This is a genomic window from Dactylosporangium sp. CA-233914 (genome assembly GCF_050942935.1).
Classification (GTDB): Bacteria; Actinomycetota; Actinomycetes; order Mycobacteriales; family Micromonosporaceae; genus Dactylosporangium.
Genome location: NZ_CP192030.1, coordinates 12,333,832 through 12,359,384 on the forward strand (window position 1 = coordinate 12,333,832; position 25,553 = coordinate 12,359,384).

The window sequence follows — 25,553 nt, forward strand, 5'->3', positions numbered from 1 at the left end:
CGTAGGGGTGGGGGATGGCGGGGGCGGGCGCGATCCGCGGGTGGCGGCGGCGTTCTACGAGCGGTTCGTGGCGCTCATGGTGGAGACCGGGCTGCCGCGCATGGCCGCCCGGGTGCTGGCCGCGCTCGTCACCACCGACGAGGGCGCCCTCACTGCGGCGGGCCTCGTCCAGCGCCTCCGGGTGAGCCCCGCCTCGGTCTCCAAGGCGATCGCCTACCTGGAGAAGCTCGACATCGTGCGCCGGGAGCGGGAGGCGCAGCGGCGGGAGCGGTACGTCATCGACGACGACGTCTGGCTGCGGACCTGGCTGACCAACGCGCGGCTGCACGCGATGTGGAGCGATTCCGCACGGGAGGGCGCCGAGGTGTACGGGCGGGGCACGCAGGCCGGCGAGCGGCTGGAGCGCATGGGCCGGTTCTTCGCCGCCCTCAGCGAGGAGATGTCCGGCGGGCAGGACCTCGCCGTGGTCAACGACGTGCTCACGATCGTCGCGGCGCTCGTCCACGCGGCGGCACCGTGCACCGCCGGGCGGCTCGCGGAGGCGCTCGGCTGGAGCGCGCAGCGCGTGGAGAACGCCCTGGAGCTGGGGCTGCGAAGGTCGGACTTCGTGGACCCGGTGGCGATTCACCGGCACGGCGAAGCGGCCTACGTCGCCGCCGCCGGCGAGACCCGCCTCAGCTCACGGCAGCGGGCCGGACTCCGGGCAGGTTGAGCGCGCATCGCGTCGAGCGCCGTGCGGGGCGTCAGGTAGAGCGCCTCGGCGATCTCGCGGTGACCGTCAGCCGGGCTCCAGCCGGCGGCGCAGATGCGAGACGCAGCGCCGCGACGGCTGCCGGCCGGGGCCGGTCGCCCCGGACCGCGGCCACGAGCCGGTCCGCGGAGACGATCTGGCCAGCGGGCGAGCACCAGCACCGCCCGCTGGCGCCGCCCGCCGAGGTCGAGCGGGGACGCCGGCGCGGGTCACGGTCAGGTCGCCGAGGACGTTGACGTGCGGCGGCGTGGACATCGGGCAAGCGAATGTAGGCACATTCGGCGCCGGACCCTCCACCGAACGGTCTGGCCGTTACGCTGTTCGCTGGATGTTTACGCGCGGTTCGTCGCCGTAGCCGACGCTGCGCGAGTGCGTACGAGAATCCTGCTGCTCGCGACCGCGCCGCTGCTGGCGATGGTCCCGGCGGTCGCCGCCCACGCCGCTGACCCGCCCGCCGTGCACATCAACGAGGTCGAATCCAACGGCGGCACCCCCGGCGACTGGGTCGAACTCGTCAACACCGGCACCTCCCCAGTGAACCTGTCCGGCTGGATCGTCAAGGACAACGACGACACCCACGTCTTCACCATCGCCAGCGGCGTCACGATTCCCGCCGGCGGCTTCACGGTCGTGGACGTGGACCCGGTGTTCGGCCTGGGCAGCGCCGACTCCGCGCGCCTGTTCCAGCCCGACGGCACGCTGGTCGACTCCTACACCTGGACGGCGCACGCGGCCACGACGTACGGCCGCTGCCCCGACGGCACGGGAGCGTTCACGACCACGACGTCGTCCACCCGCGCAGCGGCCAACGACTGCAGCAGCCCCGTCCGCATCAACGAGGTCGAATCCAACGGCGGCACCCCCGGCGACTGGGTCGAACTCGTCAACACCGGCACCTCCCCAGTGAACCTGTCCGGCTGGATCGTCAAGGACAACGACGACACCCACGTCTTCACCATCGCGACCGGCACGACGATCGCCGGCGGCGGGTTCCTCGCGCTGGACGTCGACCCGGTCTTCGGGCTGGGCAGCGCCGACTCGGCCCGGCTGTTCACCGCCTCGGGCGCCTTGGTCGACTCCTACACCTGGACGGCGCACGCGGCCACGACGTACGGCCGCTGCCCCGACGGCACCGGCGACTTCACGACCACGACGACCGGCACCAAGGGTGCGGCGAACGCGTGCCCGGGTGCGGCCCCGGCCGCGCCGTGGCCGGGCGGCGCCGCGGTGTCGACGGTGGACGCGGCGGGCGTCTTCGGCGGCAACCTGAGCGGCCTGGCCTACGCGGGTGGCGACACGCTGTGGGCGGTCAAGAACGGGCCCGGGACGCTGTACCGCCTGGGCCGCAACGGCTCGAACTGGAGCGCGGCCGACACGTTCGCGCTGCACTACCCGGACGGCACCGGCGACCTCGACGCCGAGGGCGTCACGCTCGCGGGCGGCGCCGTCTACGTCTCCACCGAGCGCGACAACGCCAAGAGTGGCGTGAGCCGGCCCGCCGTCGAGCGCTTCGACCCGGTCCCGGGGGCGAGCGCCCTGAACGCGACCCGCGAGTGGAACCTGACCGCGGACCTGCCGGCCGTCGGCGCGAACAGCGGGCTGGAGGGCATCGCGTTCGTCCCGGACTCGTACCTCACCGCGCACGGCTTCCGCGACGAGCACACCGGCGCCGCCTACAATCCGGCGGCCTACCCGGGCCACGGCGACGGGCTGTTCCTGGTCGGGCTCGAGGCGAACGGCTCGATCTACGCGTACGCGCTGTCGGACACCGGCGCCTACACCCGGGTCGCCACCATCGCCAGCGGGTTCGTCAACGTGATGGACCTGCAGTACGAGCCGGAGACCGGCCCGCTCTGGGCGGTCTGCGACGACACCTGCAACGGCCGCAGCGCGACCCTGGACATCGGCGCGGACGGGAAGTTCGCGGTCACGAACGTCTACGAGCGCCCGGCCGGCCTGCCGAACTACAACAACGAGGGCCGCGCGATCGCGCCGCAGTCCGAGTGCGCCGACGGGCAGAAGCGCGTCTGGTGGGCCGACGACAGCAACGACGAGGGCCACGCGCTGCGGGCCGGCACGATCGGCTGCACCGTGCTCGACCCGGACGCCGACGATGACGGCATCCACGACGCGGTCGACCCGCACCCGGCGACCCCCGGCGACGACTTCACCGGCGGCCGCATCCTGGACCGCGGCGGCCGGACGGTCACCGTCGAGCCCGGCCTCAAGGTCACGGTCGGGGCGGGGTCCGCGCCGGTCCAGGTCCGCCTGGACGGCAGCGCCGCGACCATCTCGCTCGGTGAGGGTGTGTACTCCCTGAGCGCCCCCGGCACCGTCGGCGTCGCGAGCGGTGCTCCGGCGGTCGTCACCGCCACCGTGAAGTCGACGCCGATCCTGATCACCGTGTCGGCGGGCGGCTCGGTCTCCTACACCGACGCGCTCACCGGCATCCGCTCGACCGGGCCGGTCGCGATCCGGGCGGCGAGCCAGCCGGCCGGCGCGTGCGCCGGGATCGCGGTGCAGAACGTGATCGTCGGCGGCACCGGCAACGAGCGGCTGACCGGCACCGCCGGCAACGACCTGATCCTGGGCCGCGGCGGCAACGACGCGGTCGACGGCGCCGGCGGCACCGACTGCATCACCACCGGCCCGGGCAACGACACGATCACCACCGGCGACGGCGACGACTGGATCGACGCCGGCGGCGGCAACAACGTCGTCACCGCGGGCCGCGGCAACAACGTGATCAACGCCGAGTCCGGCAACGACACGATCACCACGGACGCCGGTAACGACCGCATCGACGCCGGCGGCGGCAACAACGTCATCCAAGCCGGCGACGGCGACAACACGGTCCGGACCGAGTCGGGCAACGACACGATCACCACCGGCGCGGGCGCGGACGCGATCGACGCCGGCAACGGCAACAACACGGTCACAACCGGGTCCGGCGACGACACGATCACCACCGGCAGCGGCAACGACGCCATAGACTGCGGCGCCGGCACCGACGTCGCCCACCCGGGCCGCGGCAACAACACCAACTCCGGCGCGCGCTGCGAGTCCTTCACCGGCTGAGCGCGCCCCGACATAAAGGAAGACGAGCGGCCCCCGCCGGCTGGCGGGGGCCGCTCCCGTTCACGTGCAAGACGAGCCGGCAACACCCGAAGACCCCTCACGCCACGCCCAAGAACGAGCCGGCGAGATGGGGTGTGGGTGGCGAAGGCCCCACCGGGGAGCGAGCGCGAAGGATCCACCGCTCCAACGGCAAGCGGCCCCCGCCGCGAAGCAGGGGTCGCCGTTGCGGTAGCCCCGGCGCGAATCGAACGCGCGACACCCGCTTTGGGAGAGCGGCGCATGCTGCCACCGGTGGATGGCCGTTCACCAGTGCAAACACCGCCTAGCTACCCGTTCTCCGGTGGTGGTTGGCCGCATATTCGCCATTCGGGCGTTCGTCCGGCGCTGGTCGCGGCTTGCTGATCAACTGACCTAACATCGGGTCATGACGCGTGCGGGGCTCCGGAGGCTGTCGACCGTCGTGGGCTGGGTCCTCTACCTCGTAGCCGTCCTTGGGCTGCTACTCGGTTGGGGCGTGGGATCCTGGCTGTTTATGGGCGCAGGTTGGCTCGCCCTTCTGTGGGCGCGTGGTTTCAGCCGCGTACGTTCTGAGTGGGCTCAAGCCGAAAGAGGGCCAGAACGGGCGGAGAAGGTCCTGAGGTGGTATCCGAAGTGGTGGTAAACCCGGGTTAGCGCTCTCCAACTCAAACGCCGAACACTCGACGCGAACAAGGTCAACTCGGCTCTGTCGCCTGCAGTCGGAGCGAAACGACCCGGTGAAGGCATGAGTATCCGTCGGGGTTGGAGCGGCGCGTCGACGCATCCGGGACATGATCGTCGCCCGGATCTCTCCCACGACGCCCCCAGCCTGCAGTTCCAGCCTCGTCATCGACCCCTTGTTACACGTATGCGTCACGGACGGACAAGCGCCTTGTTCGGGTTCTGAGCGGTGACCACTCACAGCGCCCGCAAGTAACGCTCTGGCCCTCGGTTTCGCCGGCGGGACGGGGCTTTGTCGTTCCTGCGGGTTGGAACCCGTACAGAAACATCTATGGCCGGAGTCTTGTCCAGTGCGGGATCCGGAGCTGGATGAACCGTCGTGGTGTGGCGTTCGTTCTAGGGGTGCCCGGGAGTGGCAACTGCCCCGGGCGGTCGTGTCGATGTCCCCGGCGCGGATCGCGCAGTGTTCGAGTAGGGAGTTGAGCCACGTGCGGAGATGGTTGGACCTGGTCGCTCGTCGAAGGACGATCCCGACCGCGGTAGGCGAGCAGATGCTGGGCAATGACATCGGTCAGGCGCCGGCGCGGCCGGCAAACATCGGCTTCGTGCGCCGGCTCGTCGCGGCCGCGCTGGTCGGTGTCGCGCTTGCGTCGACGGCAGCGGTCGTGCAGGTGGGCGAAGCATCCGCCGCCGCGCGGTACCAAGGAGTCTTCAAGCACTTTAAAAACAAGGCGACGGACCGGTGCATGGTGGGGGGCGACGTCGCGATCTATGACGCAAAATGCGACAAGAACGAGCGCCGCCAGAAGTGGGAGCGGGTGTACATCAAGAAGGATGGCATGGACATCGTGGCCCTCAAGAACGACAAGACGGGTCTGTGCATATCCGATATAGGACCCAATCCCACCGGCCCGACCTTCGGCATGCTCGAATGCTACTTGGGCCGGACTTGGCAACATTGGAGGGCGTGGGGCAATAGTTGGGGCGATGTGATTCTCGAGTCGTACCACACGACGGGAGGCATTCCGGGAAGCGAGCTTTGCATAGATGGCGGCAACCGTGTCTACCTGAATAGGTGTAACGGTGACAACAATTACCATCACTGGACTTACACTACGAACGTCTAGCTATTTCGACCTGAAGACGTAGACAGATTGTCGGCGTGCCTGGCGGTGCCGGACACGCCGGCCTGTCACGATGCAGGTGACAGAAAGTCGGTGGCGCGCAAGGATTGCGGTCACGCCGCGGCCGCGCAAGTGCAGCCGTCGTTGCGGGAGTCGGTGCTGCCGGAGGTGTGGTGCCTGGGCCGCCGGGCAGAGCTCCGAATGCGTCGATGGTGGTTGGCGGCTCCTCAGCGGTGACCACTCATAGCAGTGCCCCAAGCGTGTCACGCGTCGCAAATCTCGCTCGAACCGCGAGGTGTACGGATAGACCCAATCGACGTTGTGGCCCTTGACATCTGGCATTGTGTCGTGCCTCCACTACGCGGCGATGCGTCCGGAGGATGCTGCGTTTCTCAGCATGGCCCACCTTGCGATAGGTATGGAAGCGTGTACGCGCAGCGATGTTCACGCCGCAGGTGCTGGCCCCCCGCTGGCGAAGCGCCTGCGACCCACGTCACGCCGCAGTGTCGACGTTGCTCAACGGCGGTGTTCCGCCGACCGGCGTTGCCGAGTGGGCGGGGCAGTCTGTAGAGGTGTTGCTGTGGATCTACGCCAAGTGCCTTGACCCGGGGGATCGAGCGAAACCGTCAGCGGGTCGAGGCAGCGTTGGGTCGACCGGTAGGCGCGGCGAACTTGGCCGCGTATTTGCCGCGAACGGCCGGTCAGCGCCGGGACAGCCGGACGACGAACGGGCCCCTTGACCGCGTTACCGCTGGTCAAGGGGCCCATTTCGGCTGGTTGACAGCCGTTGCGCCAGTGGCCCCGGCGCGAATCGAACGCGCGACACCCGCTTTAGGAGAGCGGTGCTCTATCCCCTGAGCTACGAGGCCTTGTCCTGGGGTCGAGTCTAGGCGAACCGGGGGCGCGACCGAAATCGCGTATCCGTGCGACCTCCCGCGGACGCCCGAGCCGCCGCGGCCCTTCAGCTCCCCGGCGCATGCCGGCCCGACGTTCGCCGATCGGTGGCGGTGCCGATGAGTGCCCGCGCCCGGGCCACCTTCACCGCCTCGGTGAGGGTGGCCCGGTCGTAGGCGCCGTAGTGGCGCCGGCCGTTGATGAAGAACGTCGGGGTACCGCCGACACCGCTGAGATCCGCGGAATCCACGTCCTGGGCGATCCGGGCGGTATGGCTGTGGCGCATGAGATCCTCGTGGAAGCGTTCGCGGTCCAGGCCGAGCTGCTCGGCGTAGCGCACCAGCGTCGCCGGCTTGAGCTCGTCCTGGTGGTCGAGCAGCAGGTCGTGCATGGGCCAGAAGGCGCCCTGCGCGGCCGCCGCCTCGGCCGCCTCCGCCGCCAGCTGCGCCTGCGGGTGCACGTCAGTCAGGGGCAGGTGCCGCCAGACGTACCGCAGGTCCGCGTCCGACAGCAGCTCGCGCACGGCCGGCTCGGCCTGGCCGCAGTACGGGCACTGGAAGTCGCCGTACTCCACGACCGTCACCGAGGCGCCGGCGGCCCCGCGCACGTGGTCGAGCGCCGGGTCCACGGGCGGGATCAGGTCGAGGAGCACGTCCGCCTCGCCGAGCAGGGCCCGGGCGCGCTTGTGCTTGGGCAGGCGGGCCGTCACGCGGTACACCATCCAGGTGAGCAGCGACGCGAGGACCGCCGCGGCGAGCACGCCCAGCTTCGCCTCGGCGAGCTCGTCACCGGTGAAGGCGAGGCTCGCGATCAGCAGCGACACGGTGAAGCCGATGCCGGCGATCGTGCCGCTGCCGAGCACCGCCGCCCACCCGGCCCCGGGCCGCACCCGCCCACCCGACAGCCGGGTCACCAGCCACGAGGTGCCGGCCACGGCGACCGGCTTGCCCAGCACGTAGGCGGCCATCACCCCGAGCGTCACCGGGGACGTGAACGCCCCGGCCAGGAACGCGCCGCCGATCGGGATACCGGCGTTGGCCAGGCCGAAGAGCGGGACGATGAGGTAGCTGCTCCACGGGTGGTACATCCGCTGCAGCCGGTCGTTCGGTGACAACGTGCGGGTCAGGCCCAGCGACGCCGAGCGGGCCAGCTCCGACGTCGGCTGCTCGCGGAAGAGCTTGAACAGGCCGCTGGCCGCCTCCAGGGCGCCGCGGGCCGGGGTGTAGGCGGTCGCGGTGAGGCCGATCGCGAGGCCGGCGACGACGGGGTCGACGCCGCTTCGCAGCAGGCAGTACCACAGCAGGACGCACAGCGGGGCGTAGAACGCGCCGCCCTTGACGCCCAGCGCGCGCAGGCCGAGCAGCGCACCGAAGACGGCCACGGCCAGCAGCAGCGGCATGACCGCGATGTGCCCCGAGTACGCCACCGCGATGACGAGCAGCGCGACCAGGTCGTCGACGACGAAGACGGTGAGCAGGAAGAGCCGCGCCTGCTCCGGCACGCCGCGGCCGACGAGCGCGAGCAGGCCCAGGGCCAGGGCGGTGTCGGTGGACATCGCCACGCCCCAGCCGGCGGTGCCGGGGCCGCCGCGGTTGACGGCCAGGTAGATCGCGACCGGCAGGATCATGCCCGCCACGCCGGCGGCCAGCGGCAGCAGGAAGCGGCGGCGGTCGCGCAGGTCGCCCAGATCCAGCTCGCGGCGTGCCTCCAGGCCGACGACCAGGAAGAACAGGGTCATCAGGCCGCTGTTGACCCAGGCACGCAGGTCGGCGGCGAGCTCCCACCCGCCGGCCCTAAGGGCGAACTCGGTGTGCCAGAAGCGCTCGTACCCGCCCTCGTCCACGTTCGCCCAGATCAGGGCCGCGACGATGGCCGCGACGAGAATCCCGGCGCTGCCGGCCTCGGTCGCGACGAAGCTCCGCAGCGGCGCGGCGATGTCGCGGCGCCAAACGGACTTTTCGGATATGTCGCCTTCCGGGGCAACGTCAGCCACGGCGCGAAGCCTATGCCGCCCGACCGGCCCAGCGACGGGTGAGAGCTCGGACGCCCAGGTCACCCCTGCTGGGGATCGAGCCGCCCGATCGCATCTTGATCAGGCTCAGGCCGCCCGGGATTCGGGGTGCCCGGTCGCCCTTGCCGGGCCGCAGGACAGCTGGGTGCCGGTCACGCTTTGCCCGGCTCAGAACAGCGGGAAGTCGAGGCGCCCAGTCACACTTGCCCGACTCAAGACGACGGGAAGTCGAGGCGCCCAGGCGCGGCTAAGGCCTGTATCACAGTCGGTCACAGCCACTCGTTGATCGCGGCGATGTGCACCATGGCTTCGGAGCGCACGGCCAGCTTGTCGAACCGGGTCGCGACGGCGCGGTTGCGCGGTTGCGCTTGAGCCGGTTGATGCGGCACTCCACCGCATGACGCTGTTTGTAGGTTTCGGGGTCGAACTCTGGTGGCCGGCCGCCCCTCGACCCCAACTTGCGCCGGTTGGCGTCCTGATCGGCCTTGGACGGGGTCGTCGCCCTGATCCCACGCCGCCGCAGATACCGGCGGTTGGCCCGCGACGTGTACGCCTTGTCAGCCCACGTCCGGTCCGGGCGGGTCCGGGGCTGGCCACCACCCGGCTGCGGCACCCGGATGCCGTCCAGCACCGGGATGAACTGCGGGCTGTCCCCACGCTGCCCGGCGGTCAGCACGATCGGCAGCGGCTTCTGCCCCTGCTCACAACCCAGGTGAATCTTCGTGGTCAGCCCGCCACGGGACCGGCCCAGCGCATGATCAGCCGGCTTCTCGCAAACCCCGCCGGGCGGTTCGGCCTGCAGATCCCCCTGTTCCGCGCCCCGGCGGCGTGCTGATGCGCCCGGGCGATCGTGGAGTCCACCGACACGTCCCACACGATCCGGCCCGCCGCGTCGGCCAGGGCCTGCAATGCGGTCAGGATCGCCGCCCAGGTCCCGTCCCGCAACAAGCTGTACGCCGCGGCCCACGAGCCGTAGCACTCCCGGATGTCCCGCCACGGCGTCCCGGCCCTCACCCACCACCGGATCCCGTCAATGAGCTGCCGTTTCGTCCATGTCGGCGGCCGACCCGGCTTCCGCGACTGCGGCAGCAGCGGTTCGAGGACCGCCCACTGCGCGTCGGAAAGGTCATGCCGCCTCGTCACCGCTATCGTGGTCACGAGGTCTCCGGTGGTCTCCGGTTTATCTTGGTCGTGAAACCACCTACCGGAGACCTCGCTCATTGTCGATCGCGACACGCCCAAACATCAGAGCGATCAGCCGCCACCACCGACTTTGATACGCGCCCTAGGCTCGTCTCGTGGGGATTCGGGTGCTGATCGCCGATGACCAGGAGATGGTGCGCGACGGGCTGCGGCGAATCCTCGGCGCGGCGGACGACATCGAGGTGGTCGGGGAGGCTGCCGACGGGGTGGAGGCGCTGGATCTCGCCCGCGACCTGCGGCCCGACGTGGCGCTCGTCGACATCCGGATGCCACGCATGGACGGGCTCACCCTCACCCGGCAGCTGGCCGGCGGCCCGACCCGGGTGGTCGTGGTGACGACGTTCGACCTGGACGAGTACGTGTACGCGGCCCTGCGCAACGGAGCCGCCGGGTTCCTGCTCAAGCGCTCCGGCCCGGCCCTGCTCACCGAGGCCGTCCGGGCCGCGGTCTCCGGCGAGAGCCTGATCAGCCCGGCGATCACCGTGAAGCTGCTGCGCCACCTGTCCAGCCCTCGCCCCGAGTCGCCGGAGCCGCTGACCGAGCGCGAGCTGGAGATCGCCGCCCACGTCGGCGCCGGGCGCACCAACGCCGAGATCGGTGCCGAGCTGTTCATCTCGCCGGGCACGGTGAAGACCCACGTCGCCGCGGTCCAGCGCAAGCTCGGCGTGCGCAACCGCGTCGGGATCGCGGTGTGGGCGTGGAACAACGGGGTCGTCGCGCCGTGAGGGCACTGTGGCTGCTTCTGCTGGTACTGCCGGTCCTGTGCGGTCTGCCCTTCACCCGCGCGCCCGGCCTGGTCGTCAGCATCACGGCGATGCTCGCGGTCGCCGCCGCCATCCGCCCGGCCCTGTTCGCGCTGCCAATCACCGCCGCCCTGGGCTCCCTGGCCGTCACGCTGATCTACCGCGGGCCGCCGCAGCCGCCGGGCCTGTGGCTGCCGTTCGAGTTCACCCCGCTGCTCGTGCTGCAGGCCCGCCTCCTGCGCCGCGCCCCGGCCGGCCGCGCCGCGCTCGCCGGAGCCATGATCGCCCTGGCCGCGACGCTCCTGCCGCTACGGGTCACCCTCAACCAGCCCCAGCACCGCCTCGACGGCTCGATACTGCTGGCCGCGTCCGCCTTCGCGCTGACCGTGGCCGCCGCCGGCCTGGGCCTGTTCCTGCGCGCCGGCGACACCCGCCGCGCCCGGTCCCTGGCCGCGGCCCGGCGCGCCCAGCGGCTGGAGCTGGCCCGGGACCTGCACGACCTGGTCGCACACGAGGTGACCGGGATCGTGGTGGAGGCCCAGGCGGCACAGCTGGCCCCCGCCCCCGACTCGTACGCCCGCATCGAATCCGCCGGCCAGCGCGCCCTGGCCGCGATGGACGACCTGATCGCCGCCCTCCGCGCGACCTCGGCCGACGACGCCCCGGCGCGGGTCCACGGCCTGGCCGACCTGCCGGGGGTGGTCTCGCGCTTCGGGTCGTCCGCGACGCTGTCGATCGCGCCGGGCGTGCAGCTGCCGCCGGAGGCCGGAACCGCGGCGTACCACGTGGTGATCGAGGCCCTGACCAACGTCCGCCGCCACGCTCCGACCGGCGCCCGCGTGACCGTGACGCTCTCCCCCACGGGCGTCCTGACCGTCACTGATCGTGCCGATACTTCGGATTTGCCGATTTCCGCACCCCGCGACACGGTGACGCTTCCCGGAATTTCGGAAATGTCCGAAAGAGAAGGAGAAACAGGAAGCGGCGCGACGCGGAACGACGGAGGAAACGGCACGGGGCAGAGAGACGGAGGAAACGGAGGAAACGGCACGGGGCAGAGAGGCGGAGGAAACGGCACGGGCCAGGGAGACGGAGAAAGCGGCACGGGGCAGGGAGATCGAGGACGCGGCGTAGGACGGAGGGAGCAGGTGAACGGCGCGGGGCAGAGAGCACCGGGAAGCGACATTGGGCAGGTTGACCGGGGGCGTGTTGGCGGGGGTAGCGGGTTGAGTGGGCTGGCGGAGCGGGTGCGGGGTGTCGGTGGGTCGCTTCGGGCCGGGCCGGTGGCGGGTGGCTGGGAAGTGGTCTGCGATCTCTCCCGTTCGGCAGATGTGCGGGGCGGCGGGCGCCAGCAGCCTTGAGGGCATGCTCGAACTGCTCGACATCACGAAGGTCTACAAGGGACAGAAGCGCGCCGTCGACGGGTTGACGCTGAGGCTTACGCCGGGGCTGGTCGGGCTGCTCGGGCCCAACGGGGCCGGCAAGTCGTCGCTGCTGCGCATCGCCGCCACCGTCACCCGGCCCACCAGCGGGCAGGTACGGTTCGAGGGGCGGGACGCGGTCGCGCGGCCGGACGGGCTGCGGCGGGCGCTGGGATACCTGCCGCAGGACTTCGGGGTGTACCCGAACCTGTCCGCCGTGGAGTTCCTGCGGTATCTCGCGGCCGCGAAGGGGCTCTCGGCCCGGTCGGCCAACGCGCGCATCGACGAGTTGCTGGAACTGGTCAACCTCACGCACGCGGCGAAGCGGGCGCTCGGCGGGTACTCGGGCGGGATGCTGCGCCGGGTCGGGATCGCGCAGACACTGCTGGGCGATCCGCGGGTCGTCATCGTCGACGAGCCGACCGCCGGGCTCGACCTCGAGGAGCGGGTGCGCTTCCGCAACCTGCTCAGTGACCTCGCCGCCGACCGGGTCGTACTGCTGTCCACGCACATCGTCGGCGACGTGGAGTCGGTGGCGTCGCGCATCGCGGTGGTGAAGGGCGGACGCATCCGGCTCGACGGATCGCCCGACGAGCTCGTGCGCAGCGTTGCCGGGCACGTGTGGGAGGTCACCGTGCCGCCGCCGGCCGCGGCGGGGCTCCAGCAGCGGCTGTTGACGACGCGGGCGGTTCGGTCGGCACAGGGCGTACGACTGCGGGTTCTGGCAGTGGATCGACCGGTGGCCGATGCCGTGCCGGTGGCGCCCGACCTCGAGGACGCCTATGTCGGGGCGGTCAACCGATGATCCTCGCGAGCCTGGCCCTGGCGGATTTCCGCGAGCGGGTGCGGCGCCCGGCGTACCCGCTGATGCTCATCAGCGCGATCGGCCTCGGCCTGGTGGCGGTGCCGCCCGTCGACGCGCACTGGTCGGTGCTGGTGATCGGCGGGTTCCGCGGGCGATACACCAGCGGCTACGTCGGCATGGTCACCGCCCTGACGAGCGCGCTCTGGCTCACCCTCGCCGGCTTCTACCTGGTCCGCGACGCCGTGGCGCGCGACGAGCGGACCGGCGTCGGGCAGCTGCTGGCCGCGTCGCCGTTGCGCAAGCATGTGTACTTGACTGGCAAACTCCTGAGCAATGTGGCTGTGCTTGGCTCGATGACAGTCGTGCTGGCCGGCACCGCGTGCGTGCTGCAGTTGCTGCGCGGCGAGTCACGCACCGTGGACCCGGTCGCGCTGCTGCTGCCGTTCGTGCTCGTCGCGCTGCCGATGCTGGTCCTCACCGCGGCGCTCGCGGTGCTGTTCGAGAGCACGCCAGTGCTGCGCGGCGGCCTCGGCAACATCCTGTGGATCTTCGCGTGGATGGTCGGCGCGATCGGCGGCCAGTCTTCCGGGGCGCCCTTCGGCGGCCTCGGCCTGCAGCGGGTGGACCTGCCGGCGGGCGCGTCGCAGGACGTGGGGCTCGGGCTGATGTACGTCGAGGAGCCCCTCAAGGTCTTCGACTGGCCCGGCCTGCGCCTCGACCCCGCGTTCCTCGGCGGCCGCCTGACCCTCACCGCCGTCGCGGTCGCCCTCGCCCTGCTGCCGTCGCTGTGGTTCCATCGCTTCGACCGCCCGGCCCGCGCGGCCCGCCGGGATCCCGGCCCGGAACCCCGCGCCGTCTACAAGGGGCTCCCCCGCACCGCCCCGGCCCCCGGCGGCACGTTCCCGCGCCTCCTGGCCGGCGAGGCCCGAATCCTGGTCGCGGGCGCGCCGCTGTGGTGGTGGCTGGGCGCCGGCCTGCTGGCCCTGGCCGGTTTGGCGGTACCGCGCGGCGCCCTCCTGGCCGCGATCTGGATCTGGCCGATCCTGCTGTGGTCGCGGCTGGGCACCCAGCCGTCGACGTCGGGCGCGGCGGCAATCCTGGCCCCGTACCCGTCCCCGCACCGCCGTGTCCTGGCCGAGTGGGGCGCGGGCATCCTGCTGGCCGCGGCCGTGGGCCTGGGCGCCGCCCTGCGCATGGCCTTCACCGGCGACGCGGCCGGGCTGGCCGCCTGGCTGGCCGGCGCGCTGTTCATCCCGGCACTGGCCCTCGCCCTGGGCACGCTGACCGGGGCGCCGAGAGTGTTCCAGGCGATCTACACCCTGCTCTGGTACCTCATGATCAACGACACCGACGCCCTGAACTTCATGGGCGTCCTGCGCGACAACGGGCACCCGACGGGCCCGGGCGCCCCGGCCTGGGCGGCGCTCGCGGCGGCCGGCGTGGCCATCGCTCTGGGCCGGACCGCCTGGCGCCACACCCGCCGCTGACCGGGGCGTGCAACAGCGGCGCGGCACCCGGCCCCAGCCGGGTGCAAGTCAACATCAAGTAGCCACCAACCGCCGGCGGGCACGCTCGGTGCATGACCACTGCACTGACTTCTCTCCCGGCCGTCGCCGGTCCCGTATACGTTCCCGGCGACGAGGGCTACGCGGCCGAGGTCGCGTCCTGGAACGTCGCCACCGTCAACGAGCCCCTCGCCGTCGTCGGCGCCACCAGCGCCGAGGACGTCGCCGCGGCCGTCCGCTGGGCCGGCACCCTCGGCCTGCCGGTCGCGGTCCAGGCCACCGGCCACGGTGCCGCCCGGCCCGTGAAGGGCGGCCTGCTGATCAACACGAGCCGGATGACCGAGGTGTCCGTCGACCCGGCCGCCCGGACCGCCCGCGCCGCGGCCGGCGCGCGCTGGTCGCAGGTGATCGAGGCGGCCGCGCCGCACGGCCTGGCCCCGCTCAGCGGCTCGTCGTCGCAGGTGGGCGTGGTCGGATACACGCTCGGCGGCGGCGTCGGCCCGCTCGGGCGCCGCTTCGGCTTCGCCGCCGACCACGTGCGCTCGGTCGAGATCGTCACTGCCGACGGCGCGCTGCGGACGATCGACGCCGGCCAGGACGCCGAGCTGTTCTGGGCGGTCCGCGGCGGCAAGGGCAACTTCGGCATCGTCACCGCGATCGAGTTCGACCTGTTCGAGGTGGCCGGCTTCGTCGGCGGCGGGATCTACTTCCCGGGCTCGCACGCCGCCGAGGTGCTGCACGCGTACCGCACCTGGTCCGCCGGCCTGCCCGAGGAGGCGAGCACGTCGGTGGCCCTGCTGCGGCTGCCGGACCTGCCCGCGCTGCCCGAGCCGCTGCGCGGGGCGTACGTCGCCCACCTGCGGTTCTTCCTGCTGGGCGGCCCCGAGCAGGCCGCGGAGCTGCTCGCCCCGATGCGCGCCGCCGCGCCGGCGATCATCGACGACATCGCGCCGCTGCCCTACGCCGCGATCGACGCCGTCCACCGCGACCCCGTCGACCCGATGCCGAGCCGCGAGCGGGGCGTGCTGCTCGGCGAGATCACCGAGCGGACCGTCGAGCACCTGCTGGCGCAGGCCGGGCCGCAGGTCGACGTGCCGCTGATCATGGTCGAGGTGCGGCAGCTGGGCGGCGCCCTCGCGCGCACGCCGGCCGCGCCCAACGCCGTGAGCGGTCGCGATGCCGGGTATTCCCTGTTCGTCATCGGCCTCGGCGTCCCCGGCCTGGAGCCGGTCGTCGACGCCGCGACCGCGCGCGTGCTCGACGTGGACGCCGTCCCGGGCGGCCTGATCAACTTCTCCGGCGGCGCCGACGCCGAGCAGATCCAGGCCAACTGGGCCCCGTCCGACCGCGACCGCCTGCTGCGGATCAAGCACGCCTACGACCCGGCGAACGTCTTCAGCAGCGGCCAGCCGCTGGTGGCCCAGAACACCTGAACAAACCACACTCGCAACCGGCCCGCACTGCCGCGGGCCGGTTGCGCGCCCGATGTTGGCAGCATGGCTTGGGCGGTCGCTTACCTGCGGCGGGATCTGCTACGGGCGATGCGACTCGGGTTCGCGCTCGCCCTGTCGGCGGTCACCGCCGTCTCGTTGATCCAGATCGGTCTGCTGGGGCTGCCCCCGCGCACGGCGCTGGCCGGCATGGCCGCGATCGCCGGGCTGGCCGTCCTGCGCATCGTGGAGTCCGTCCGGATGCGCCCGGTGCCGCTGTGGGTCGACGCGCTGGAGCTGGCCGCGCTCCTGCCGGTCATGATGATGATCGGCGACGTCGACGTCAACGCGGTCGTAGGCCCGTTCCTCTTCCACATCCTGTGCCGCTCCTCGGTCGCCGGCCTGCCCCGGCTGCTGCCGCTGGCCGCGGGCTACGCCGCGATCTGGGTCACGGCCGGCGTCCTGCGGCCGGGCGTGGAGATCCGCCCCGGCACGATCGTCGCGATCAGCGTGATCGGCCTGCTCATGTACTGCACGCGCCTGCTCCTCCAGCGCCTGCAGGAGCAGAACCGCTCGCAGAGCGTGCTGCTGCAGACCGTCCTGCGCCGCTTCCCGTCCCCGGTCCTGATCACCGACCCGGCCGGAAACGTGCTGCTGGCCAACCCGGCCGCCCTCGACCTGCTCGGCTGGCCCTCGGAGCGCACGGCCACCCCGGCGGCCCTGAGCCTGCTGGCCGGCACCGCGTCCAACGAGACGCGGGAGATCCGGCTGACCCGGCCCGACGGCACCGGCAGCGAGGTGCTCGTCGAGGCCGTACCGATCGAGGACGGCGGCGGCACCGTCTTCGCCCTGATGGACGTCAGCGCCCAGCGCGTCTACGAGGAGTCGCTGCACCACGCCGCGTACCACGACGCCCTGACCGGCCTGCCCAACCGCGCCATGCTCTGGCGACACCTGGACGCGGCCGCCGCCGGCGAGCGCCCGTACGCGGTGCTGCACATCGACCTCGACAACTTCCGGTCGGTCAACGACAACCACGGGCGCCAGGCCGGCGACGACCTGCTGACCGGGGTCGCCCACCGGCTGCGCGACGCCGCGCTGGCCGAGACCCGCACCGCCGACCACCGCGCCCTGGTGGCCCGCCTCGGCGGCGACGAGTTCGCGGTCCTGCTCCCCGAGGCCGACGAGGCCGCCGCCAGCCGCCTGGCCGCGGCCCTGCGCGCGACCTTCGACCAGCCGTTCCAGACGAGCGCGGGCCGCCTCACGGCCCGCGCCAGCATCGCCACCCAGTCCGGATTCGCCCGGACATAGCCGCTAGATCCCGGCGATGTCCAGCCCCAGGGTCACCGCCCCGAAGGCCACGATCAGCACCGTCACCAGGTTCACCCGTCCCCGCGATCCGCCGGTTTTGACCGCGGCGCGCCAGTACAGGCCGGCGCCGAGGAGCACCAGCACGATCTCGACGATGGCCGTCACGATGTGGTACTGCCAGAGCCCGAACCCCAGCCGCGGCAGGGAGCCCAGGTTCCCGGGCAGCAGCGGCAGGTCGGCCCGGTGCACGATCAGGTCGAGCACCCAGTGCGAGAAGACCACCGCCCCGATGACGAGGCCGCCCCGCCGCCCCCACCAGCGGGCGCACACCAGCCCGGTCACGGCCGCGATGAGCAGGGCGCCGAGCAGCGAGTGGGTGTAGTCGGCGTAGATGATCGAGTCGCCGTACCCGCCGTCGGTCCCCGGCGCGGGGTCGATGTACTCGATGCCGGTCGCGAACAGCGGCGCGAAGACGACGTCGAGCCAGATGGTGGCGATCATGAGCGCCCAGAGCGGCACCCGGCGATCGGCCGACTTCGCGGCCGCGGCCAGGCCGAAGTGTCCAGTGATCATCTGCTGCTCCAGGGAAGCTTGGCGTCCAGCACGCCGACTACGGCGGCGAACAGGAACACGCCGGCGAAGAACGCCATACGAGGCTCCTTAAGTGAACCGAAGTTGCGTTAATATCAGGGTTGCAGACGCCACCCCACTAACGCAACTGGAGTTGCATGAAGGCTGAGAAAGCTGAGCCGGTCGGGACCGTCCGGCCGGGCGGGCGCACGGCCCGCACGCGCGCCGCGGTGGCCGAGGCGGTGCGGCAGGAGCTGGTCGAGGTCGGGTTCACGGGCACGACCATGGAGCGCATCGCCCAGCGGGCGGGGGTGGCGAAGACCACGCTGTACCGCCGCTGGGGCTCCGTCGCCCAGCTCGTCATCGACCTGTTCACCGAGACGGCGGCCGCGCAGATCCCGCTGCCCGACACCGGCTCGCTCGAGGGCGACCTGCGCGAGCTCGGCCGGTCGAGCATCGCGCTGCTGCGGATGCCGCCGCTGCGGGCCGCCTTCGACGTCATCGTGCGCGAGGCGATCCACGACCCCGCCGCGCGCGCCGCGCTGACCGCGTTCTCCGCGGCCCGGATCGCGAACGGCTCGGCCCTGGTGCACCGCGCGATCGAGCGCGGCGAGGCCCCGCCCGGCACCGACGCGGCCGAGGTCGTCCGGCTGGTCGGCGCCCCCTACTTCGCCCGCGCCTACATCACCGGCGAGCCGCTGGAGCCCCAGATCGCCGACCGCACGGCCGCGATGCTCGCCCTGGCAATCCGCGCGGGGCTGCTCGTCACGTAGCGTCGCGGAACAGCAGGGCCGCCTGGACCCGGTTCGCGCAGTCGAGCTTCGTGAGCACGCGGCTGACATACGTCTTCACGCTCGGCTCGCTCATCCGCAGCCGCGCCCCGATGTCCGCGTTGGACAACCCCTCCGCCACCAGCCGCAGGACGTCGGCCTCGCGCGGGCTCAGCGCCGCCAGCCGAGCCCCGGCCGTGCGCCGCCGCTCGGCGCCGTCGACCCCGGCCGGCCCGATGAGCCCGAGCACCTGCCGGGCGACGGGCGGCGAGAGATACGCGTCGCCGGCGTGCGCCGACCGCACCGCGCGCAGCAGCTCGTCGGGGGTGCAGGACTTCAGCACGTATCCGGACGCGCCTTCCCGCAGCGCCCGCAGCACGCTCGCCTCGTCCCCGAACGAGGTCAGCACCACGATCGCCACGCCCGGCCGGGCGGCGCGCAGCGCGGCCATCGCGTCCAGGCCGCCGAGCAGCGGCATCCGCACGTCGAGCAGCGCCACGTCCACCGCCGTCCGCCCGGCCAGCGCGACGGCCTGCGCCCCGTCCCCGGCCACCCCCACGACCTCGAGATCCGCGGCGGACTCGAGCACCGCGAGGATCCCGGCGACGATCAGCGGTTCGTCGTCGGCGACCAGCACCCGTACGCGTGTCATCGCTCAGGCCACGCCGACCAGCATGCTCAGCGGGACGACGCCGAAAATCAGCCCCGCCAGGGCGACGCTGACCAGCGCCGGCCGCCGCCGCGCCACCACCGCGGGAAACACCGCCCAGAGCCGGAACTCGCCGTCGTTTACGGCGTGTCCGGCCAGGCCCCCGGCGAGCGCGGCCCGCTCGGCCAGCCCGAGCAGCCCCCGCCCGGCGGTCACCGCCCCACCGGGCCCGACGGGATTGACGACCGACAGCACCAGCCCGTCGTCCTCCCACTCGGCCCGCACGGTGATCGGCGCCCCCGGCGCGTGCTTGCAGCCGTTGGTCAGCCCCTCCTGCACGACCCGGTACGCGACCGGCCCCGCCTCCTCCGGCAGCCCCCGCTCCACCCCGCGCACGACGAGCTCGACGTCGACGCCGGCCGCCCGTGCCCCGGCCACGAGCTGCGGGATCGCCCCGAGCCCGGCCCGCGACCCCCGCAGCGCCCCGACCACGTCGTGCAGGTCGTCGGCCGCGCCGCGCGCCGCCTCGGCCAGCCGCCGCACCGCGTCCCGCTGCGCCGCCGGCAGCTCCCCCGTCTCCAGCACCGCCGCCTGCATGGACACGAGGCTGAGCCGATGCCCGAGCGTGTCGTGCATGTCGCGGGCGATCCGCCGCCGCTCCCGGTCCGCGACCGCGGCCGCTTCCCGCTCCTGCTGCGCGAGATACCGCCCGACCAGCAGCGGCACCACGGCGAACACGACCCCGACGACGATCACGGACACCACGGCCCCGGGCCGCAGCGCGATGACGACGCCGAGCATCCCGGCAACGGCGCCCAAGAGCCAGACCCCGCTAGTCGTACCGCTCGTGCCTCGCCCGGCCCGATAGGCACTCCAGGGCAGCAGCACCCCGGCTCCCCCGGTGATGACGGCCGGCCCGAGCGCCGCGACGAGTCCCGCGGCCGGGCTGCGCCGAGAGAGCGCGACGATCCCGGCGACGAGCAGCGCCCAGACCGGAAGCATCCAGGCGTGGACCGGGCCCGGATGCGCGAACGTGAGCAGCAGGCTGTCGACGCCCACGATGCCCGCAGGAACACCAAGCCGACGCATGCCAGCAGGCTAACCCGCGACGATCGTCGCCGAGGCCCGGCTACTTTCGGTGACTGCGGGCCGCCCCGGGGCGCACCTAGCGTGCGGGGCATGATCGTTGCCGAACGGCTCAGCAAGCGGTACGGCCGGACCGTCGCCGTCGAGAACCTGTCGTTCACCGTCCGCCCCGGGCACGTGACGGGCTTCCTCGGCCCCAACGGCGCGGGCAAGTCCACCACCCTGCGCATGATCCTCGGCCTCGACCGGCCCTCGAGCGGCCGGGCCACGGTGAACGGCCGGGCGTACGGGACGCTGCGGCACCCGCTGCGGGAGGTCGGTGCGATGCTGGAGGGGCGCTCGGCGCACCCCGGCCGCCGCGCGTACCACCACCTGCTCTACCTGGCCCGCAGCAACGGCATCCCCGACCGGCGCGTCGACGAGGTGCTCGACCTGGCCGGCCTCGCGGGCGCCGCACGGCGGCGGGCCGGCGGGTTCTCACTCGGCATGGCCCAGCGCCTCGGGATCGCCGCCGCGCTGCTCGGCGACCCGCCGGTGCTGCTGCTCGACGAGCCGGTCAACGGGCTCGACCCCGAGGGCGTGCACTGGCTGCGGACGCTGCTGCGGCAATACGCGGGGCAGGGCCGCACGGTCCTGATCTCCAGCCACCTCATGGCCGAGACCGCCCTGACCGCCGACCGGCTCGTGGTCATCGCCCGCGGGCGGCTGCTCGCCGACGCCACGGTCGAGGAGTTCACGGCCGGCGCGGCCTCGCTGGAGGAGGCGTTCCTCAAGGCGGTGGCCCGGTGAGCGCGCTCTCGGCGGAGCTGCTCAAGATCCGCACGGTACGGTCGATGCCCTGGACCCTCGCCCTCACGGCCCTGATCGCGGCCGGGCTCGGCCTGCTCGTCGGAAACGGGTTCCGCGACGCCGAGCCGGACCCGGAGCACTTCGACGCCACCTTCGCCGCGTTCTACGGGCTGAGCCTCGCCCAGCTGGCGCTCGTTGTGTTCGCGGTGCTCGCGGTGACGGGCGAGTACGGCTCCGGCACCATCCGCCCCTCGCTCGCCGCCGTCCCCCGGCGCGGCGCGTTCTACCTGGCCAAGCTGGCCGCCATCGCGCTGTGGGCGACGGGCACCGCCGCGGTGACGGCCCTGGCCGCGTTCGGCGCCGCGCAGGCCGGCCTCGGCCCGCGCCACACGGCCCTCACCGCCGCCGGCGTGCCCGCGACCGTGGTGGGCGCGTTCCTGTACCTCGTGCTGATCGCCCTCTACGCCGCCGGCCTGGCCCAGGTGTTCCGCAGCTCGACGGTGACCCTCGCCGTGCTGATGCCGCTGCTGTTCCTCGGCTCGCAGGGGCTGGGAAACGTTCCCGGGCTCAAGAGGGTCACCCAGTTCCTGCCCGACCAGGCCGGGGCCGCGATGCTGCACTTCTTCGGGGCGCCGGGCACCGCGCGGTACGACCGCGGCTTCGGTCCCTGGACCGGCCTGGGCATCATGGCCCTCTGGACGGCGGCCGCGCTCGTCGCCGGCTATCTGACTCTGCGCCGCCGCGACGCTTGAGTTCCGCGAGCGAGTTCGAGCCGCCGCTTAGACCAGTTTTACGTTCGACTTAGATCCTCCGGGAGGCGTTGAGAGAGCGCTCTCCAACGGCATACGGTCGCACCGCCTGCTGTTGAAGCGCCTCCCGGAGGACCTCCACCATGCCGTTGCCGGCCGCGCCCGCGCGCCCTCCGAAGCGCCGCCGCACCCTGCTGGCACTGCTGGCCGTGCCGGTCGCCGGCGCGCTGGCCACCACCGTCATCCTCACCTCCACCGCCGGCGCCGAGCAGACCGACACCGCCGGTCTCGTGCAGGCCGAGGCGTGGAGCGCCCAGAGCGGCGCCCGGATCGAGGACACCGGCGACACCGGCGGCGGCAAGAACGTCGGGTGGCTGGCCAACGGGGACTGGATACGGTACGACAACGTCGACCTCGGCGGCCCCGGCTCCCTGACCGCCAGTGTCCGGGTCGCGGCGGCCAGCCGCGCGGGCGGCACGATCGAGCTGCGGGCCGGCACCCAGGACGGGGAGTTGCTGGCGAGCTATCCGGTCGGGTACACCGGCGGCTGGCAGAACTGGACCACCAAGACGGCGGTGAGCGCCACCTCGCTGACCGGCAAGCAGACCGTCTTCCTGCTGCTCAAGAGCCCGCAGGGCAGCGACTTCAGCAACGTCAACTGGTTGCGGTTCAGGCGAGTCGCCGTTCGTCGCCGGGACGACCTGCACGCCGGTTTCTTCAAGTGCAAGTGCAACGCGCAGGGCACCCTCCAGCCGAAGGCCACCCGGCCCGGGCCGCCGGTTCCGCCAGACCGGTAAGGGGAAAGACCACCCGCTGCGGAGGGTGGTCTTTCCTGTTACCACCAAGGCCACACCACCCGCGGTCGTGCCAGAGTTGCTGCATGACGATCCGCTGCGTCATCGTCGACGACTCGGAGCGGTTCCGGACCAGCGCCCGGCGGCTGTTGACAGCCGAGGGCATCACGGTGGTCGCGACCGCGGCGGACAGCTGTCAGGCCATTCGCGCTGTGGAGCAAGAACATCCAGATGTCGTACTCGTGGATGTCGGCCTCGGCGCGGAAAGCGGCTTCGACCTGGCGGCCCGAATCCAGCGCAGCCCGGTCATCATGGTCTCCAGCCTCGCCCCGGAAGACCTGGCCGAACTGCTCGCCGGAAGCCCCGCGATCGGCTACCTACCCAAGGACCAACTCTCGGGCACAGCGATCAGCTACCTTCTCGACGGTGCCTCACGCCCCTGCTGAGGACGACGCCGCCTCCAGGAACGTGAGCACCGCGAGCACCCGCCGGTGCGTCTCGTCCGTCTCCGGCAGGTCGAGCTTGGTCAGAATCGACCGGACGTGCTTCTCGACCGTGCCCTCAGTGACCCACAGCGCCTTGGCCACGCCGGCGTTGGAGCGCCCCTCGGCCATGAGCGCGAGCACCTCACGCTCCCGGGGGCTCAGCACGTCGAGCGGGTCGCGGCGGCGGTGCGCGGCGACGAGCTCCTGGACCACGGCGGGGTCGACGACCGTGCCGCCGTCGTTGATCCGGTGCAGGGTCTCCACGAAGTCGTCGACGTCGGTGACACGGCTCTTGAGCAGGTAGCCGATGCGCTCCCCGCTCGCCAGCAACTCGATGGCGTGCTCGACCTCCACGTAGGCCGACAGCACCAGGATCGCCACCTTCGGGAAGCGCTGGCGGATCTCCCGTGCCGCGGCCAGGCCCTCGGTGGTATTGGTTGGGGGCATGCGAATGTCGACCACGGCCATGTCCGGCGCGGTCTTCTCGACCAGATCGAGCAGGTGGGCGCCGTCGTCCGCCAGCCCGGTCACGGTGAACCCGTGCCGGTCGAGCAGGCTCGCGAGCCCCTCACGCAGCAGCACATCGTCGTCCGCGATCACCACCGAACGACGCAGCGCCGCACTCGTCTCGAATGACATTAAACCCAACATATCCCCGCGAGTCGGGGTAGACACCTCCTCATGCGCGGGGGGTTGACGGTCCGCCTGGCGGTGATCAGTGTGCTGTTCACCGTGATGATCAGCACGGCATTCGCGGCGATCCTCATTTCCGTGTACGAGCTGAGCTCCTCCGTCACGGTCGCCACCAACGCCGAGCAGGCGGTCTCGGCCAGCAACACCCTGGAGCGGCTGGTCCTCGACGTCGAGGCGGGCCGGCGCGGCTACGCCCTCACCCACGACCAGGCGCTGCTGGAACCGTGGATCCAGGCCCAGCAGCAGATCCCATTGCGCCAGCAGGACCTGGCCTCGTCGGTCGCGAGCGATCGAGCCCAGGCGGCGCGGGTCACGCGGCTCAACAACGACGTCACGGCGTACATCGACAACTACGCCGACCCCGCGATCGCCGACGACGAGGCCGGCGAGCCCGCCAACATCGACCCGCAGTCCATCAGGGCCGGGCAGAAGCACATCGCCGCCCTGCGTGCCGAGTTCGACGAGTTCATCACCGCCCAGCGCACGCGCGTCGACCGCCTGCACGGCGAGGCCGACCGCGCCGGCCAGCAGGCCCTGGCGGCGAGCATCGCCGGCTTCGCGGTCGCGCTGACCGCCGTCGCGCTGCTGATGCGGTCGCTGAACGTCATGGTCGTACGCCCGCTGCACCGCATGGTCCTGGCCGCCGACCGGGTCGCCGGCGGCGACCTGACCGCCCGCGTCCCGACGGCCGGCCCGGCGGAGGTCGGCGTCCTGCAGCGCACCTTCAACGCGATGGTCGCCGCCCTCGACCGGGGCCGGGTGATGCTGGCGGCGGTGGCGGCCGAGCAGGCGGCGCTGCGCCGGGTGGCGACGGTCGCGGCCCGCGGCAAACCCGCAGAGGAGGTCTTCGCCGCGGTGACCGAGGAGGCGGGCAAGCTCTTCGGCGCCGACGCGGCGGTGCTGCTGCGCTTCGACCCGGACGGCGACGGCACGGTCGTGGCCAGCTGGAGCCAGGACCCGACGCACCGCATCTCCCTGGGCAAGGTGAAGCTGGCCCACGAGGGCATCGCCGGGCAGGTCCTGCGCTCGGGCCGCCCGATCCGCCTGGCCGGGTCGCGCAGCGCCGACTTCCTGCAGCAGGAGTTCGGCGACACCTCGATCCGCTCCGCGATCGGCGCCCCCGTCCTCGTCGCCGGCCGCACCTGGGGCGCCCTGAAGGCCCTCTCCACCTGCGCCCAGCCCCTGGAGCAGCACGACGCCGAACGCGCGGCCGAGTTCACCGAGCTGGTGGCGAGCGCCATCGCCAACTCCCAGGCCCGCGCCGACCTCACCGCCTCCCGCGCCCGCGTCGTCGCCGCCACCGACGAGAGCCGCCGCCGCATCGAGCGCGACCTGCACGACGGCACCCAGCAGCGCCTGATCGCCCTGCTGCTGGCCCTGCGCGCCACCGAGCCCCAGGCCGGCGACGGCCTGCAGGACCGCATCCACACCATCGGCAGCGACCTGTCCGCGGCCATCGACGAGCTGCGCGAGCTGGCCCGCGGCATCCACCCGTCGATCCTCTCGGAGGGCGGCCTCACCCCGGCGATCAAGTCGCTGGCCCGCCGCTCCCCGGTCCCGGTGGAGCTGCACCTGCGCCTGCCGGAGCGGCTCAACACCAATGTCGAGATCGGCGTGTACTACGTGGTCGCCGAGGCCCTCACCAACGCCATCCGCCACGCGCACGGCACGGTAATCTCGGTCAGCGGCGAGATCGTCGACGACCACCTGAACCTGTCCGTCGAGGACGACGGCGTGGGCGGCGCCGACCCCGGCACGGGCACGGGCCTGACCGGCCTGGGCGACCGCGTGGCGGCGCTGGGCGGCACCATGCAGATCGCCAGCCGTTCCGGCGCCGGCACGCGCCTGTCCATCACCGTCCCCCTCACACCGACCTCCACGGAGCCCGAGTCCCCCGTGACCGGCCCCGTCCCAGGGCCCCGACCTCCCACAACGGCGTCCTCCCCACCGAGCGCCACGCTCTGACCGCGTCCTCCTACCGGAGGGTGAGGCG

20 protein-coding genes, 2 tRNA genes and 1 pseudogene are annotated in these 25,553 nt (G+C 72.4%); 15 read left to right on the forward strand and 8 right to left on the reverse strand.

Going from position 1 to position 25,553, the window contains the following annotated elements:
• Positions 1-40 precede the first annotated feature (40 nt).
• Together ACQPY0_RS55125 and ACQPY0_RS55130 are read left to right on the forward strand one after the other, a co-directional pair.
• The gene (locus ACQPY0_RS55125) at positions 41-712 is read left to right on the forward strand and encodes a MarR family transcriptional regulator (protein ID WP_432995827.1); all 672 of its coding nucleotides are present in this window, start codon (positions 41-43) and stop codon (positions 710-712) included.
• A 408-nt stretch (positions 713-1,120) separates the two neighbouring features.
• A complete protein-coding gene (locus ACQPY0_RS55130; RefSeq protein WP_432980676.1) occupies positions 1,121-3,829 on the forward strand; it encodes a lamin tail domain-containing protein in 2,709 nt (902 codons plus the stop codon).
• Between the two features lie 232 nt (positions 3,830-4,061).
• On the opposite strand, the gene ACQPY0_RS55135 is transcribed toward ACQPY0_RS55130, so the two are convergent.
• A tRNA-Gly gene (locus ACQPY0_RS55135) sits at positions 4,062-4,159 on the reverse strand.
• A gap of 869 nt (positions 4,160-5,028) precedes the next feature.
• On the opposite strand from ACQPY0_RS55135, the gene ACQPY0_RS55140 reads away from it, so the two are divergent.
• The gene (locus tag ACQPY0_RS55140; RefSeq protein WP_432980679.1) at positions 5,029-5,655 is read left to right on the forward strand and encodes a hypothetical protein; all 627 of its coding nucleotides are present in this window, start codon (positions 5,029-5,031) and stop codon (positions 5,653-5,655) included.
• Between the two features lie 793 nt (positions 5,656-6,448).
• Here the strand turns inward: ACQPY0_RS55140 and ACQPY0_RS55145 are convergent.
• The 3 genes and pseudogenes from ACQPY0_RS55145 to ACQPY0_RS55155 form a co-directional block, all read right to left on the reverse strand.
• Positions 6,449-6,521: transfer RNA gene (locus ACQPY0_RS55145), tRNA-Arg, on the reverse strand.
• 92 nt (positions 6,522-6,613) lie between these two features.
• Positions 6,614-8,539, reverse strand: a complete 1,926-nt coding sequence (gene nhaA, locus ACQPY0_RS55150) for a Na+/H+ antiporter NhaA (protein WP_432980682.1) — start codon at positions 8,537-8,539, stop codon at positions 6,614-6,616.
• A gap of 287 nt (positions 8,540-8,826) precedes the next feature.
• Positions 8,827-9,715 (reverse strand): annotated as a pseudogene (locus tag ACQPY0_RS55155) (IS5 family transposase).
• 140 nt (positions 9,716-9,855) lie between these two features.
• Between ACQPY0_RS55155 and ACQPY0_RS55160 the strand changes: the two are divergent.
• The 6 genes from ACQPY0_RS55160 (at position 9,856) to ACQPY0_RS55185 (ending at position 16,975) form a co-directional block, all read left to right on the forward strand.
• Positions 9,856-10,485 (forward strand): response regulator, encoded by a 630-nt coding sequence (locus tag ACQPY0_RS55160; protein ID WP_432980685.1) that lies wholly within the window; start codon positions 9,856-9,858, stop codon positions 10,483-10,485.
• The gene (locus ACQPY0_RS55165; protein ID WP_432980688.1) at positions 10,482-11,864 is read left to right on the forward strand and encodes a sensor histidine kinase; all 1,383 of its coding nucleotides are present in this window, start codon (positions 10,482-10,484) and stop codon (positions 11,862-11,864) included. Before ACQPY0_RS55160 ends, ACQPY0_RS55165 begins: the two co-directional genes overlap by 4 nt.
• 4 nt (positions 11,865-11,868) lie before the next feature.
• The gene (locus ACQPY0_RS55170) at positions 11,869-12,729 is read left to right on the forward strand and encodes an ABC transporter ATP-binding protein (protein WP_432980691.1); all 861 of its coding nucleotides are present in this window, start codon (positions 11,869-11,871) and stop codon (positions 12,727-12,729) included.
• A complete protein-coding gene (locus ACQPY0_RS55175) occupies positions 12,726-14,216 on the forward strand; it encodes a hypothetical protein (RefSeq protein WP_432980694.1) in 1,491 nt (496 codons plus the stop codon). Before ACQPY0_RS55170 ends, ACQPY0_RS55175 begins: the two co-directional genes overlap by 4 nt.
• Before the next feature lie 92 nt (positions 14,217-14,308).
• Positions 14,309-15,667 carry an FAD-binding oxidoreductase gene (locus tag ACQPY0_RS55180; protein ID WP_432980697.1) on the forward strand — a complete coding sequence of 453 codons (1,359 nt, stop codon included), beginning with the start codon at positions 14,309-14,311 and terminating at the stop codon, positions 15,665-15,667.
• 63 nt (positions 15,668-15,730) lie between these two features.
• A complete protein-coding gene (locus ACQPY0_RS55185) occupies positions 15,731-16,975 on the forward strand; it encodes a diguanylate cyclase domain-containing protein (RefSeq protein ID WP_432980700.1) in 1,245 nt (414 codons plus the stop codon).
• Between the two features lie 3 nt (positions 16,976-16,978).
• Here the strand turns inward: ACQPY0_RS55185 and ACQPY0_RS55190 are convergent, their stop codons facing one another.
• Positions 16,979-17,548: a permease gene (locus ACQPY0_RS55190; RefSeq protein WP_432980703.1), complete on the reverse strand. Its 570-nt coding sequence runs from the start codon at positions 17,546-17,548 to the stop codon at positions 16,979-16,981.
• A 155-nt stretch (positions 17,549-17,703) separates the two neighbouring features.
• Here ACQPY0_RS55190 and ACQPY0_RS55195 point away from each other — a divergent pair, with 155 nt between their 5' ends.
• Positions 17,704-18,318 (forward strand): TetR/AcrR family transcriptional regulator, encoded by a 615-nt coding sequence (locus ACQPY0_RS55195; RefSeq protein WP_432980706.1) that lies wholly within the window; start codon positions 17,704-17,706, stop codon positions 18,316-18,318.
• Here the strand turns inward: ACQPY0_RS55195 and ACQPY0_RS55200 are convergent.
• Positions 18,311-18,967 (reverse strand): response regulator, encoded by a 657-nt coding sequence (locus ACQPY0_RS55200; RefSeq protein ID WP_432980709.1) that lies wholly within the window; start codon positions 18,965-18,967, stop codon positions 18,311-18,313. The two genes, ACQPY0_RS55195 and ACQPY0_RS55200, sit on opposite strands and share 8 nt — an antisense overlap.
• A 3-nt stretch (positions 18,968-18,970) precedes the next feature.
• Positions 18,971-20,053 carry a sensor histidine kinase gene (locus tag ACQPY0_RS55205; RefSeq protein ID WP_432980712.1) on the reverse strand — a complete coding sequence of 361 codons (1,083 nt, stop codon included), beginning with the start codon at positions 20,051-20,053 and terminating at the stop codon, positions 18,971-18,973.
• Between the two features lie 90 nt (positions 20,054-20,143).
• On the opposite strand from ACQPY0_RS55205, the gene ACQPY0_RS55210 reads away from it, so the two are divergent.
• The 4 genes from ACQPY0_RS55210 (at position 20,144) to ACQPY0_RS55225 (ending at position 22,828) form a co-directional block, all read left to right on the forward strand.
• Entirely contained in the window at positions 20,144-20,839 is a 696-nt protein-coding gene (locus tag ACQPY0_RS55210) for an ABC transporter ATP-binding protein (RefSeq protein ID WP_432980715.1), read from the forward strand.
• The gene (locus ACQPY0_RS55215; RefSeq protein ID WP_432980718.1) at positions 20,836-21,591 is read left to right on the forward strand and encodes an ABC transporter permease; all 756 of its coding nucleotides are present in this window, start codon (positions 20,836-20,838) and stop codon (positions 21,589-21,591) included. The genes ACQPY0_RS55210 and ACQPY0_RS55215 overlap by 4 nt, the downstream gene beginning before the upstream one ends.
• A 140-nt stretch (positions 21,592-21,731) precedes the next feature.
• Complete coding sequence (locus ACQPY0_RS55220) at positions 21,732-22,385, forward strand: carbohydrate-binding protein (RefSeq protein ID WP_432980721.1); 654 nt, start codon at positions 21,732-21,734, stop codon at positions 22,383-22,385.
• A gap of 83 nt (positions 22,386-22,468) precedes the next feature.
• Entirely contained in the window at positions 22,469-22,828 is a 360-nt protein-coding gene (locus tag ACQPY0_RS55225) for a response regulator (protein WP_432980724.1), read from the forward strand.
• On the opposite strand, the gene ACQPY0_RS55230 is transcribed toward ACQPY0_RS55225, so the two are convergent.
• Positions 22,814-23,506, reverse strand: coding sequence for a response regulator (locus ACQPY0_RS55230; protein ID WP_432980727.1), 693 nt, complete (start codon positions 23,504-23,506; stop codon positions 22,814-22,816). The genes ACQPY0_RS55225 and ACQPY0_RS55230 overlap by 15 nt on opposite strands.
• Positions 23,507-23,548: 42 nt before the next feature.
• Here ACQPY0_RS55230 and ACQPY0_RS55235 point away from each other — a divergent pair, with 42 nt between their 5' ends.
• A complete protein-coding gene (locus tag ACQPY0_RS55235) occupies positions 23,549-25,525 on the forward strand; it encodes a CHASE3 domain-containing protein (RefSeq protein ID WP_432980730.1) in 1,977 nt (658 codons plus the stop codon).
• Positions 25,526-25,553 lie beyond the last annotated feature (28 nt).